Raw genomic sequence first — 14266 nt, 5'->3', positions numbered from 1 at the left:
TCCACTTCACTCACTTTAAATGTTAAATAAATGAAAACAAAAATCACTACATTAAAATTCGTTAATTTAACAACCAATAAAATATTGCAAGTCATTATTTAATAATAAATGAGATTGCAGTCACATTTTTTAATATTCATTCAAATTTAATTATCGCCGATTCCGCCCAAATGATAACGTTAATGATAATCATTAACTTTTCAGAGAAAAAGCCATGAATAAAAAGGCCACACACTGGGCTCTCTTTATGCTGCCTGCTATTTATAGCGGCGCAATTAATGCAGCGCCAAACGATTCATCTACAAATCATTCGACCACAAACAGCGATGAAATAACCGTTATTAGTGCAGGGAGAACGGAACAGAATTTATGGGAAAGTCCGGTCACGATGCAGGTTATCGATAATGAAAAGCTGAATAAATATACCGGCGATTCTATTGCTGAAACGCTGCGTGATATTCCCGGCGTCGATATTACCGATACCGCATTAGCCGGTCGTAAACAAATACGCATTCGCGGCGAAGAAGCCTCACGCGTATTAGTGTTAATTGACGGACAGGAAGTCACTTATCAGCGCGCTGGGCCAAACTACAGCCTCGGATTATTAATCGATCCATCTTATATTGAACGCATTGAAGTCGTGAAAGGCCCGCATTCGGTATTATATGGCTCTCAGGCTATTGGCGGCGTGATCAACTTTATTACCCGCAAAGGCGGAGACAAACTGCTGAGCGGCAAAATCAAAGCCGTTTATGACAGCGCGACCGCAGGCTGGCAGGAATCGGGTTTAGCCTACGGCTCCATCGGCAATTTCGACTATCGCCTCAGCGGCAGCTATAGCGATCAGGGCAACCGCAGCACGCCGGATGGCCGTCTGCCGGACACTCATTTCCGCAACAGCGGGCAGTCCGCCTGGCTCGGCTATCGCCTTGGCGATCATAAATTCGGCCTGTCGCTCGACAGCTTCAAACTCAGCACGCAGACCTACACCGATTCGACTGAATACGACAGCTTCAGCGTGCGCATTCCTGAATTGGAAAGAAAGAAGATCGGCCTGTTTTATGACTGGCAGCTCGGCGGCGATGTGCTGAAAAACCTGCATCTGGACGCCTATCAGCAAAATATCAAACGCGAATTCCGCAACGATCTGTCGCAGAGCGGTAATCCGCTGCGCTATAACGGCATGGCGCTTTATCAAGGCAAAATGGCGATGAGCACAGGAACCGACGACAAACAGACCAGTCGGGGATTGACCTTACAGGCGGATATCACGCCATTAGCCGGACACACGCTGATTGCCGGGGGACAATGGCTCTCCGATGTCGTGAAGCAAAATGCCTTTTCTGATGTCCGAGTGGCGGGATCATTATCGCCTATGGGAATGCCTTCTCTGTCGGTCAACCCCAGCTCGGTATCCAATAACCACTGGCGGCAGAATAGCTGGGCACTGTTCGCACAGGATGAATGGAAAATAACGCCAGACTGGACGTGGACGCTGGGTGCGCGCCAATACTGGGTTGAGTCACTCTCCTACGGCGGCCAGAAGACAGGCACCGTGAGAATGAACGGCATGGTAATGCCGAACAACAGTACGTCCGCCGCCGCGAAGGAAAGTGACAGCACATTAGTCACCGCCAGCAGCCTGCGCTATTCCGGCTTTGACAATATTCAACTGCGCGCCTCTTTTGCGCAAGGTTATGTCTACCCTACCCTGACGCATAAATTTTACGATACGGCGGCAGGCGGGAGCACCACTTACGGCAATGCCAATCTAAAGGCGGAAAAGTCGGATAACTATGAAGTCGGCATGCGCTATAAAGACGATAGCTGGCTGCTGGACAGCGCGATCTACCACTCACGCGCCAAAGACTACATCACCACGCTGAACTGCGCCGGTAACGCAGTCTGTTCCGGCAGCACGGACAGCAGCAGCCGTTATTACGCCAACGCCAACCGTGCGACCACGTACGGGATGGAAATGTATGCAGAATACCTCGGCTGGACGCTGTCTCCTTACGTTAACGGCAATATCATCCGCCGTGAGCTGGAACTGCCGACTCGCAGCACCTATCGCACGGGTGAACCCACCTTTACCGGTCGCGTCGGGGTCAAAAACATCACACTGTTCGAGCGCATGGAGCTGGAATCAGACCTCTACCTCCGGGCGGCCTCACGTGCGAAGGATGAAACGGCTGATACCGCCGTCCAACACAGCGGTTGGGCAACGGCCAATCTGGAATTTACCAGCACCTTCGGTAGCGAGAATCAGTATCAGGTCACGCTGGCGCTGAATAACCTGCTGGATAAGCGCTATACCACCGCGCATGAAAGTATTCCTGCATCCGGCTTCAGCACCGCGATCGGCGCCGCGTTCTCATTCTAAGAGTCATGATGATGAAAGCGATAATCGCGTTAATGCTTTTCGGGCTATCTTCCTTCACCTGCGCGGCCGAGTCGCGCGTGGTGATTGCCGGTGGCTCGCTGGTGGAAATCGTTTATGCGCTCGGCGCAGGCGATACAGTGGTAGGCGTGGATCAGACCACCACTTACCCGCCACAAACGGCAACGCTGCCAAAGGTCAGCAACTGGCAACAGCTAACGAGCGAAGGTATTTTGTCGCTTCACCCAACGCTGTTGATGACCTGGCAGGATGCCAATCCGCCACAGGTGCTTAATCAGCTTGAGCAGGCGGGCGTAAAGGTGGCGCGTTTTACCCGCACGCCCAGCACGCCAGCGCAGTTGCTTAGCAATATTCGTCAGGCTGGTGCGCTGCTCAATCGCGCTGAGGCTGCCGAGCAGTTGGCAACCCGTCTCTCTCAGCAGTTGAGTGCGGTATCAGAGCGGCTGGCTACGCGGAAAGATCGCGTCAGCGTCGTGTTTCTGCTGAGTGTCGGCAGCTCCGCAGCGCAGGTCGCGGGGAAAAATACCGTGGTGGATAGTCTGATAACACTGGCAGGCGGAAAGAATATTGCCACGCATAGCCAGTATCGTATTTACGGCGGTGAGGCAATGATTGCGGCGAATCCTGAGGTGGTTGTGGTGACGACGCAAAGTGTGGAAAACGGCGTGGAGGTGCTGGCGGCAGTACCCGGTTTGACGCAAACCGCAGCCTGGAAAAACCAACGTATTATCGCGCTCGATCAGGCGATTTTATTGGGAATGGGACCACGCGTCGCCGAGGCGGTGGAAGCACTGAATCACGGCTTCTATCCTGACTAATACATCCCTAAACAATACGGCCTCAATAATGAGGCCGTATTACAACGCTTACTGAATACCCTGACTACGCAGGTAATCTTCATAGTTACCGGTGAAATCAATCACTTTATTTGGCGTAATTTCCAGAATGCGGGTCGCCAACGAACTGACAAATTCACGGTCATGAGAGACAAACAGTAGCGTCCCTTCGTACATTTCCAGCGCCATATTCAGCGATTCAATGGATTCCATATCAAGGTGGTTGGTCGGTTCATCCATCACCAGGATATTTGGACGCTGCATCATCAGCTTGCCGAATAGCATGCGGCCTTTTTCACCACCGGATAATACCTTCACTTTCTTCTTGATATCATCCTGGCTGAACAGCAAACGACCGAGTATGCTGCGCACGGCTTGCTCGTCGTCTTTTTCCTGTTTCCACTGGCTCATCCAGTCAAAAACGGTCAGCGTCTCATCGAATTCGTATTCGTGATCCTGCGCGTAGTAGCCAATTTTTGAGTTTTCAGACCATTTCACCGTACCGCTATCCGGCTCGAAATCACCGACCAGCGTTTTCAGCAATGTCGATTTACCGATACCGTTGGCACCCAGAATAGCGACTTTCTCACCCACTTCGACCATCAGACCCAGCTTGCTAAACAGCGGGCCATTATCAAAACCTTTGCTCAACGCTTCAACTTCCAGCGCATTACGGAACAGTTTCTTATCCTGATCAAAACGGATAAACGGGTTTTGACGGCTGGACGCTTTCACTTCATCCAGTTGGATTTTATCGATCTGGCGTGCGCGCGATGTCGCCTGCTTGGATTTAGAGGCGTTGGCGCTAAAGCGGCTGACGAACGATTGCAGTTCGGAAATCTGCGCTTTCTTCTTGGCGTTATCGGCCAGTAGGCGCTCACGAGCCTGCGTCGCGGCCGTCATGTATTCGTCATAGTTGCCAGGATAAATACGCAGCTCACCGTAGTCCAGATCCGCCATGTGCGTACACACCATGTTCAGGAAGTGACGGTCATGCGAAATGATGATCATGGTGCTGTTACGCTCGTTCAGCACCTGCTCCAGCCAACGGATCGTATCGATATCCAGGTTGTTGGTCGGTTCGTCGAGCAGCAGAATATCGGGATCGGCAAACAGCGCCTGCGCCAACAGGACACGCAGTTTCCAGCCGGGAGCAATTTCACTCATCAAACCATAGTGCTGCTCAACGGGAATCCCCACGCCCAGCAACAGTTCGCCCGCGCGTGACTCTGCGCTGTAGCCATCCATCTCACCGTATTGCACTTCCAGATCGGCAACTTTATAGCCGTCGGCTTCACTCATTTCAGCCAATGAATAGATACGGTCGCGCTCTTCTTTTACCGCCCACAGCTCACCGTGGCCCATGATAACGGTATCCAGCACGCTGTATTTTTCAAAAGCGAACTGATCCTGACGCAGTTTACCCAGACGTTCATTAGGATCGAGGAAGACGTTACCGCCGCTCGGCACCAGATCGCCGCCGAGAATCTTCATGAGTGTGGATTTACCGCAGCCATTTGCGCCAATCAAACCGTAACGGTTACCGCCGCCAAACTTAACGGAAATGTTTTCAAACAACGGCTTGCTGCCGAACTGCATGGTGATATTGTTACTTAATAGCAAAGGATTTACTCTTCTCTTGTAGAAACGTGATTTTAGACACATTATGCCACAACGAAGCAACGGGATCGCCTACAGTTGTGTTCGTTTTTCAAGCAAACGCTAGGAAATGGCTGATAGCCTGCGAAGACAGACTGAAATGGCAGAAGAAACGACCAAGCAATAACAAAATAGAAAAAATACACTGAATTCTTCAACAACGCAGTTTAAATATCCTAAATGGATGATTTTTATCTAAAGAAATAAAAGCCCATAGAGAACCACAGAAAAAAAACCTTATACTCTTCATATAAACCATATCCAGCATAACGGTAACATCAACTTGGAAAAGCGATATTGTAGGGTTTTCCTGCCAGTGTCGGAGAGCTAAAATTTTCATAAATTTACATGGAACATAACCCTCTCAATACCTGAGAGGGTTTTTGTTAGAATATTATTGATTACCTCGTGAATTTTTCAAAATAACTCAAATTCATCAGCAATCAAAAATTATCTATTCTATCCACATACATTCCATCTCCGTTCCCTCCCCACCCATAACCCATCCCCGAATATTGGTAACTCTTCCCATTATAATCAACAATAACGTCAATGTTATATCTACCAGTATGGTCTCTCCAGCAATTCTGTGCGATTCGAGTAGTTCCAAAATTGATATTTTGATTTGTTCTCACCGCATTATGACTAGTTGGAAAATATGCGTCCGAGGAAAGCGAACCATTCTGGCTTGCATTAACACGAGCTCTCACCGACATTGGAGAAATTAACGTTTTACCCCCAAAACTGATTTTGTCCCCAGTGACGACTGCATTATTCCAGTGGTCTCGACCAAGGATAGATGATTGGCATGCATCATCTTTTCCCTTAGAGGTCATGGTTTCAATTTGCGATCGAACGGTGAATGTCGTCCATATTTTATTTGGTTCAAGGTTCTTGACGGAAATATCTGAAGACGGCTTAGTCGTTTCAAGTTTCCCGTACCCTTTAGCAATCAGTGCCACATGTATCTTTTTATCCCAAAATGAAGAATTTGGGTTCACCGTCGTGGTTTTACTCCCCGATGGCGACGGCTCTACTATGCTGGCAAGTTTATTTCCATCACTATCCAGAATATAAACGGTCACACTCTCCGGCTTACTGAATTCATCAGAGACATCAGCACTCCATGTAACAGAAAGCGAATCATCGGTAAAGACGGGCGTCCATGTACCTGAGCTACCTTTGCTTCCTTTACTTATGTAAGAGACATCACCCAGACTAATGGATGGCTTCGTATACACCATGACATCGTAGTAGCCAGAGCTGGCATTATAATAGTCATTAGCAAGTACTGTTAACGTCAGTCGGGTTTGCCCTTTGCCAACATTCCCCTCAATGGTTCCTGAACCGGATACGCTAACCACGTTTGTATTGCTGGACATCCATTTAATGCTGGCTTGCGGAGTCAGCGACGTAACCGGACTCTGTAGAGTGAAAGCTTCTTCGTCTGTGGTTTTCACAGTGGTCGTATTGAAACTCACATCTGCTGTCGCTTTGTTCAGAACGTATGTGACATCTGCTGAAGCGGCAAGGAACTGATCCGTTTCCGGCGTACTGACAGTTACGGTCGCGGCACCTGGTTTTACTGCGGTCAGCTTGCCGACGTTATCCACAGTGACAATTGCTGTATTTTTAGTCGTGTATACGGCCGTCAGCCCATCCAGCACATCGCTGTTGGTATAGTTGGCGGTAATGTTTCGTTCCCTACCATCAGCCCATATGGCAGTAATGGGATCACCTGTTCCGGCTTTCAGTCCTGGGTCGGCTCTGGATATATTCAGCGTATATGACGCCATTGCCTGGTTGTATTGTTCATTCCCCGGTGTATAGACAGAAATCCTGGCCGAACCTGCTTTCAGAAGAGTGACTCTCCCATTCCCATCAACAGTGGCGATACGACTGTCTGAACTCGACCATTTCTGTTCCACATCTTCAGGCATATCCCTAACGACCTGCGAGGCAGTGAAACTTCTCGTCCAGGTCACAGGTTGCTCTGCATTATCAAACCTTAAATCAGGTGTGATGGCCCCCACAGTAACGGTAACGGAATTCCCCACCTTTTTACCGTCAACCTTAGCATTGAGAGTGACCTTCCCTTTTGTTGTCGCGGTCCCAGTCGCCACGTAGCGTCCGTTTTGCTGATCCTGAACAGCACTGAGCTTAAAGCCTGCTAGGGAATCAGCGCCCTCTATTATCAATATTTTACCCGTAACTGGGTTGCCATAGCTGTCTTCCAAGCTGGCTGTCAGCGTTACGGTATCCTTACCGTCAGAGCCAATATTGGTTTTATCCGCATCAAAGGAGGTGTTTTTAATCTCCCCCGCCACAACAGTGACGCCATCTGCCTGAGCATAATTATCCGCATCAAGATATGCTGTCATCTGAAGCAGCCCAGCGGTATTACTTCTCACCGTTGTAGTCGCTACGCCCTTTTCATTCGTACGTGAAGTGGGTTCATAGCTTTCCGCCTGACCGCTAAGCTGCCAAGAAACCACCACATTATTCAGTAAATTCCCTTGTGCATCCGTAACCGTAGCATGGTATGTGACGCCTTTCTCATCACCCGCAGTCAGACTGGCTGTATCTGACACGATAGAGGACAGTTTCCAGCGATCTTTATCTCCTTTCACTGTCAGAATCCGGCTCATATTCAACGTTTGACCATCTACCTTAACTGACAGCGTGGCGGTGCCTGCCTTGTCACTGCTCACCACCATAATATAGCGGCCTTGTGTATTGCTGTTTTGCTGACTTTCACCAACCTTTACATCGCGGTTGTCGCTGATGCCGCTGACCGTTTTTCCAGTGAGTAGGTTGCCTTTACTATCACGTAACGTCAGCCTAAGTGTGGCTGTCTCTTTCCCTGCAACAATGACCGACGGAGAGAGCACCAGCTCTGAGCGGTTTTCATCCACATCACCTGCGCTGAACATAAACGGAGAGGCTGACGCTGACGATGCGTTCGTAAATGCTGTCACCACTACGTCACTGTATGCACGGGTACTGGTCACGGCCACTTCTGCTATCCCCTCCTTAGAGGTCAGAGTCTGGGCATGATTAAAGGATACAATGCTGCTGTTCTTATCGGATTTCCAATCCACTGGGATACCGGAAAGAAGGTTACCGTTGAGGTCTTTAATCTGCGCCCTGAATGTCACAGCTGTTACCCCATCAGCAACACCAGAAGCCGTATCAGTACTGACGGAACTCACGATGGCGGTCGCATTGTTACCGATGAAAGTGGTGTCTTTTGTGGTGGTCAAGCTATTGATGCTGGCCATCACACGTGAGGAGCCTGCAATGGTACTGACAAGGGTGGTGGTAACAACTCCTTGCGCATCTGTTTTTACTGTTTTCTCAGCAAGCGTAGCACCGCTATCTGTACTAAATGTGACCAGCACGTCTGGGACGGCGTTACCCTTTGCATCGGTAACCTTGGCTGTCACACTTTTTGGTGTCTTACCGTCAGCCAAAGAGACTTCAGGGAGAATACTTAAATTATTCTGTTCTACCCTCATAGTGTTCTGATCAGGATGAAAAGTTAACGTCAGCGTCTTTTCATCTCTGTCGTGAATATTGGCTGTAACCGTTGTATCACCAGCCTGTTGTGATGTAACCGGAACAATGACTGTGCCATCAGCTTCAGTGATGCTTGATTCCGCAACAGTGGCACCCTTGTCAGCTTTCAGCCTGATAGACTGGCCAGATACAGGATTATTATGGGCGTCAATAACGGTTGCTCGGAAACGGTTCTTTGATTTACCGTCAGCAATGGCGTTGTCCTCAATGACCTCCAGCGTATCAACCCGTGCGGTGGCATTATCTGCAGTCAGAATTACATCGGCTGACGCAAATTGCGTGTTCCGAGCTGATGGTGTTAATGTGAATGATTCAGGCACAGTGCCTGCCGTTACTGTCATCTCATATTCGCCCGCAGCGAGTCGGGTGAATGCAGATACAGTGGCATTGATGTTACCGCGCAGCTTAGATGTGCTCACAACGCTGATTTCATTTTCAGCAATATCAACTGGGCGCCCTTCTTTATCATTCACCTTCAGCACAAATTTCTGTTGTGAAACACCATTAGCAGGCTGTGAGGCTGACGAAGGCGAGAGTGAACTAGTGTTCGTATCAAATGCGGCTTGAGTGACAATGATCAGGGTATCGGCGCGGTCAGACACGTTCCCTTTTTTGTCGACTGCCACACCACTCACCGTATAGCTGTTGCCTCCCTCTCTGACAGAACGATGTTCCGGCACGACTACATGCCAATCGCTACCGTCCTGCACGATTTTGCCTCCTGCAGCAATGAGAGATGGAGCTGACCAGTCGATACGTTCCATACCGTGCTTGCTAGTTACTGATACGTCGAGTGGCTTCTGCTCACCCGCGTAACCCGTCACCAGATCGGCCGTCCTCAGGAGGATCACATCTTTTTTCTTGCGGTATTCCAGAACGATATTGTTGTTACGCTCCACTAGGTCATATCGACTACCGGCCAAGCTGCGCATGATCGCCACCGAGTCTGGATTGACCTGCTGCTGCCAAGGTACGCCTAGCTGGTAATTCATGTCCATACTGAAACGCGTGTCGCTTTTACCTGACTGCCCCTGACGCTGCTCTGCACCAAATGTCAGTAGCGGAACCGGAGTGTAATTTACGCCAGCCGTGATAGCATGCGGGTTCCTCTGTCGGCTGTCCTGACCGAAAAGGCCCACCTCATCCCCGTAGTACTGCTCATACATCAGCTTGCCACCCAACTGTGGCAGAGAAGGCACCCAAGCCTGCATCCTGACATCCCAGCCGTTTGCCGGACGCTCCTCGTAGTCTTTCAGCTCCGGCGACGTTTTCCAGCCTGTCAGGCGATAATAGATATTGGCGCCCAGTTTAAGAAAATTACGCCAATATTCCCCTCCCAGCCCTAGGCGAGAATGGTCCCGAGAAAGATCATAGTCGAGAAAAGTATTTGCACCCAGCATCCAATCATCGGCAAACCAACGGTATCCCCCACCCAAATTTGACTGGGTCCGTCCCTCAGTCCGGTGAATACTACCTTGGCTGAAGACAAGTCTGTCCTTTTGTTCGTACAAAGGGACAAGCAAGTCCAGTTGTGAGTTCTTCAGAGAGAAATTTTTATCCGTATCCAGTTGTACTCGTGCGGTCCCGAAACGGCTAAGCCACTGTTGAATTTCATCGCTGGCAGCCTTTGAGACTATGCCTTGTGCCATTGATGCCATTGCATCACTACCCGCACCGTTTGCCAGTGTTCCCCCCGCCTGCGCAGCATAACCGGCTACTTTATGAGCATGCGTATCATTGCCCTGCTCTTCTGTCAGTGACGCATCATCCCACCGAACTTCAGGCAATGGAGCAACAGGGACATCCAGCTCATCACCCTGCTGCAGATGATCAAAATCCTGGGAAAAAGTGCGAAACTGGTTCAGCTTGCGCAGTGCATCCAGAGTTATATGGTACTTCTTTGCAATGGTAGAAGCCGTTTCCCCTTCACCCAAGATGTATACCCGAGTCTGCAGCGCAGTCTGCGCCTGATTCTGCAGGAAGCGGTCGTGACCTCCTGCCCCAGCAATAGCTGGGGTAAATGCCGCTACGATCGGAAAAGAAACTTGGATACCGATATTCATCCAAGCAAGTAATTTAAGATGAAGCGGTACAAAATGGGTGTGTTTAAATCTGTCCTTCACAAAAAACTCCTAGAAAGACTGACCAGCTATAATCGGCCAGATCTGAACATAATTAATAATAAGTAAGGTCTTTAATAAATCGATAACTCGAGTCGGTGAAAATGCAGTTTTTTAGACACTCTTTTTACGTATGTATATATGGCGGCGTACCTCAATCCATAAAGTACGGATTGATTAAGTGCGGATTGATTTGAATGCGTTCTAATCATTAATTATCTTTTATATTGAAAAGTTGTCATACTCCTAACAATGAATTAAATTCCCATACAGCATTAAAACACCGCAAAGATGCCCTTTCTTTACAAAAAAAGTGTTCCACAAGAGAAATAAAGTCAGTACTACATAAAAATAAAGTTATATCCTCCCTCATTCGAAAGAGATATTTAAACAAGAAACCCATACAGTACAGATTCATTAGTAATTGATAAAATAAGGTTATTACACCCCATTAACTCTAGCACCAATAACGGGCAGCACATTTCTTAAAATATAAATCACCCTGTTAAAGAGAAGATATAGTTTTATCCTCCCAAAGAACACCACCTCACGAAGAATAAAAAATAGCTTGGAATAACTAACACATCGCCACATTAACTTACGCCCTAAATATAATTTTACACCACTTAATTTCCTATTCGGCCGAAGTATACACAAAAAAATATGATGGTCAAAAGCGAGGAATAAAAAACATGATAGATTCAAACTATTGACAGAAAATTTCCGCTCCGTTAAATACATTGTTATTTTTGTTTAAATAATTGATTTTTAAGTTAAAATAACTCTAAAGCCACAAAATGAGAATTTTATTAACCATTTGCATATGAATATACAAGCGAATAGGAATAGCGTTTTTTGATAAAACATTTAGATACCAGCGGGTAGTAATATTAGTCATGATTGTTAATGAGTTGCCAGGCAATCTTCTACGGAGCATCGAGTAATATCATGTTTTTGACTTTCAACTGAGTTGATGCAATTAATGTTGATATTAATTTCACAGCAAAATACAATACCAGTCTGAGTGTAGAAAATCATCGAACTATTTGAGATCGATATTCAATGGAACGAAAAATTACATAGGTTATATTTTCTTCCTTGTAATTTACGTAGTGACCTGGTTACTGGAATATCTTACACCACTTAAAAAAGGCTAAAAAGCAGTTGCAAATAAAAATTTGCAAACATTATCATTATTTCAACCAGGGAAACCGAGAAAATATTTATACTATTTTACCTGTACAAAAAATAAAATAAAAAAACCTTCGCGTAAATATTAATAATTAAATCACTACAAATAGGATGTGGGCCAAATAATTAATAGCTGAAAGAGTGATTTTTTCCCGGCTCTACATGCTTTCAGTAAAAATACTGAAGCAAATCACACCTAAAAAAAGCAGGCGAAGCAATTCAATTCTTAAATAAGAAGGCTATGGTGTGAAGGTATATTTTATACCGTATCTATGATTAATAGACACAGACAAGGATAAAGTAAATTATTATGCATGAGACCGCATGGCGATATTGTTGATACTTAGCACAGCATTTATACTCGAGTCGGAATGTGACTTGACACGCACTATGCCACAAGTGCGTGATAGAATCGCGGTTAGTTTTGAATAATATCTAAGCGATAGCGCATACAGGAGAGAAATGCGATGCCTATAGTACGTCGTTTCAAACAGGTTGACGTTTTCACCCAGCAGCCTTTCAAGGGCAATCCGCTTGCCGTCATTATGGAGGCGAAGGGATTAACCGATGCGCAAATGCAGGAGATCGCTCGCTGGACAAACCTGTCAGAAACCACGTTTGTCCTGCCAGCCACCGATCCTTTAGCGGATTACCACGTCCGCATTTTTACGCCAGAATCGGAGCTGCCCTTTGCCGGACACCCTACGCTAGGCACCGCACATGCCCTGCTGGAAGAAGGATTGCGTCCTAAATCTCCGGGCCAGTTGGTGCAACAGTGTGGCATTGGCCTCGTGCCGATCAACATCGGTGAGGATGAGAGCCTCGCTTTTCACGCGCCTCAGGCCACCATCGTTCCATTTGACGATGAACACCTGCCACTGCTGGAAAAAACGCTGGACATTACTGGTTTTGATCGTGCCGCTATCGATACCCGCTACCCGCCCACCGCGGTACACATGGGCATTCGCTGGCTCGTGATTCGCGTAGACAGCGCCGACACCTGCCTGAACATGATACCGGATGCAGAAGCACTCTCAGCCGTACAAAATCTCAGCCAGACCAACGGCATCGCTGTCTATGGCCCGCACGATGGCGCAACGCAAGCCGATTATGAAGTTCGCGCGTTCTACATCGAACGCGGCCATCTCAAGGAAGATCCGGTTACTGGCAGCGCCAATGCCTGTCTGGCTGCGCTGCTTCGCCAGCAGCATTCGACGAATAACGTCACCGCACCACTTAGCTACCTTGCGCGACAGGGCACTATGCTACAGCGCGATGGCCAGATTACCGTCACTTACCTGAACGATGAACCGTGGATCGGCGGGCACAGCGTCACGATCGTTGACGGTACGTTGCAGGGATGACGGTACGTTGCAGGGATAAGGAGGGGTTTTATGGCAGCGTCATTTACAGATGCACTGTATGCATTGCGTCATCAGCCCCATCTGTGCCTAACGATTCAGGAAGAAAGCGATGCTGATGCGCTCTTTACCCTGATTCAGCAGGGTAAAGAGCGTCTGCGGCGTACTTTACCCTGGCCGGATTCTGTTAAAACCGTCGATGACACACGTGAAACCATTCGCGCCAACAGAGAAGCATTCCTCGCCAAATTAGCCGCCGTGTATCTTATCCGCTGGGACGACGCGCTGGCTGGCATCGTCTCCTTCAACACGATTCAGGATAAAGAAGGCGTCATCGGCTATTGGATCGCCGAAGCATTTGAAGGCAAAGGCATCGTTTCTCAGGCCGTCAGCACGCTGATAACGGCCTATACCGATGCGAGCCTCGTTGATCGCTGCGTCATCAGAGCCTCAACCGCCAACACGCGTAGCAACGCTGTCGCTCAACGGCTTGGCTTCCGCTTTCACCATACGGAAAAAGACGCCGAGCAGATTGGCGAGCAATGGTTCGATCACAATATTTATCGCTATCCTGCCTGATATTACCCCGTATACCTTCCATCGCCTGATGCGCTGACCTCCCGGCTGCGCATCAGATTCGTGCTCTTCACGACGTATTCCCTTTGCCATATCGTTATATTTTTGTGACTAACATCACAAAAATGTTGAAATCCAATTTCATCTTCGCTACCATTAAAAACGTGATGAACATCACACTTAATTAACCCGTTAGAGGAGCCTGATAATGAAAATGATGCGCAAAATCAGCAAATTCTTTAAAAGAATGGGAGATGTTTATGTCAGTTACTGTGAACGTATTGGGTCAATCATCAGCCCGTTCTGATTGTGATATAAACAATCTCTGAAGCCGCCTCCTACAGGCGGCTTTTGTTTTTTCATCCTCTCTCACGCTCTGTTCATCCTCCTTTCCTTTTTGTCTACCCACACGTCGCAGATTTGTGCAGCACACCGCATGCCTGAACATTCTCTTTTAAAAACAGCTCAATACGTTTTCCTTTCACGGCAAAACCACCGTTAACAGACTATGCTTTTCTCTAGCTGTACTTGCTTCGCGTCCCC

The 14266-nt window shown here is 47.9% G+C and carries 6 protein-coding genes; 4 read left to right on the top strand and 2 right to left on the bottom strand.

Annotation, left to right across the window (positions count from 1 at the left end; genetic code table 11):
- Positions 1–214: 214 nt before the first annotated feature.
- Both K7X24_RS00420 and K7X24_RS00415 read left to right on the top strand, forming a co-directional pair.
- The gene (locus tag K7X24_RS00420) at positions 215–2383 is read left to right on the top strand and encodes a TonB-dependent receptor plug domain-containing protein (RefSeq protein ID WP_224552233.1); all 2169 of its coding nucleotides are present in this window, start codon (positions 215–217) and stop codon (positions 2381–2383) included.
- An 11-nt stretch (positions 2384–2394) separates the two neighbouring features.
- Complete coding sequence (locus tag K7X24_RS00415; protein WP_224552814.1) at positions 2395–3219, top strand: hemin ABC transporter substrate-binding protein; 825 nt, start codon at positions 2395–2397, stop codon at positions 3217–3219.
- A gap of 48 nt (positions 3220–3267) precedes the next feature.
- Here the strand turns inward: K7X24_RS00415 and K7X24_RS00410 are convergent, their stop codons facing one another.
- Positions 3268–4860 carry an ABC-F family ATPase gene (locus tag K7X24_RS00410; RefSeq protein WP_224552231.1) on the bottom strand — a complete coding sequence of 531 codons (1593 nt, stop codon included), beginning with the start codon at positions 4858–4860 and terminating at the stop codon, positions 3268–3270.
- A 479-nt stretch (positions 4861–5339) separates the two neighbouring features.
- Positions 5340–10598 carry an inverse autotransporter beta domain-containing protein gene (locus K7X24_RS00405; protein WP_224552229.1) on the bottom strand — a complete coding sequence of 1753 codons (5259 nt, stop codon included), beginning with the start codon at positions 10596–10598 and terminating at the stop codon, positions 5340–5342.
- A gap of 1655 nt (positions 10599–12253) precedes the next feature.
- On the opposite strand from K7X24_RS00405, the gene K7X24_RS00400 reads away from it, so the two are divergent.
- Together K7X24_RS00400 and K7X24_RS00395 are read left to right on the top strand one after the other, a co-directional pair.
- Positions 12254–13150 (top strand): PhzF family phenazine biosynthesis protein, encoded by an 897-nt coding sequence (locus K7X24_RS00400; protein WP_224552227.1) that lies wholly within the window; start codon positions 12254–12256, stop codon positions 13148–13150.
- 30 nt (positions 13151–13180) lie between these two features.
- Positions 13181–13726: a GNAT family N-acetyltransferase gene (locus K7X24_RS00395; protein WP_224552225.1), complete on the top strand. Its 546-nt coding sequence runs from the start codon at positions 13181–13183 to the stop codon at positions 13724–13726.
- Positions 13727–14266 lie beyond the last annotated feature (540 nt).

It is taken from the genome of Pectobacterium versatile, assembly GCF_020166435.1.
Lineage (GTDB): Bacteria > Pseudomonadota > Gammaproteobacteria > Enterobacterales > Enterobacteriaceae > Pectobacterium > Pectobacterium versatile.
The sequence above is the reverse complement of the archived record's forward strand: the minus strand, read 5'-3'. Positions and strand labels throughout refer to the sequence as shown.

What these genes read in the sequence shown, in the direction of transcription:
- K7X24_RS00420 (WP_224552233.1), top strand. Translation starts at nt 215, where the DNA reads ATGAATAAAAAGGCCACACACTGGGCTCTCTTTATGCTGCCTGCTATT.
- K7X24_RS00415 (WP_224552814.1), top strand. Translation starts at nt 2,395, where the DNA reads ATGAAAGCGATAATCGCGTTAATGCTTTTCGGGCTATCTTCCTTCACC.
- K7X24_RS00400 (WP_224552227.1), top strand. Translation starts at nt 12,254, where the DNA reads ATGCCTATAGTACGTCGTTTCAAACAGGTTGACGTTTTCACCCAGCAG.
- K7X24_RS00395 (WP_224552225.1), top strand. Translation starts at nt 13,181, where the DNA reads ATGGCAGCGTCATTTACAGATGCACTGTATGCATTGCGTCATCAGCCC.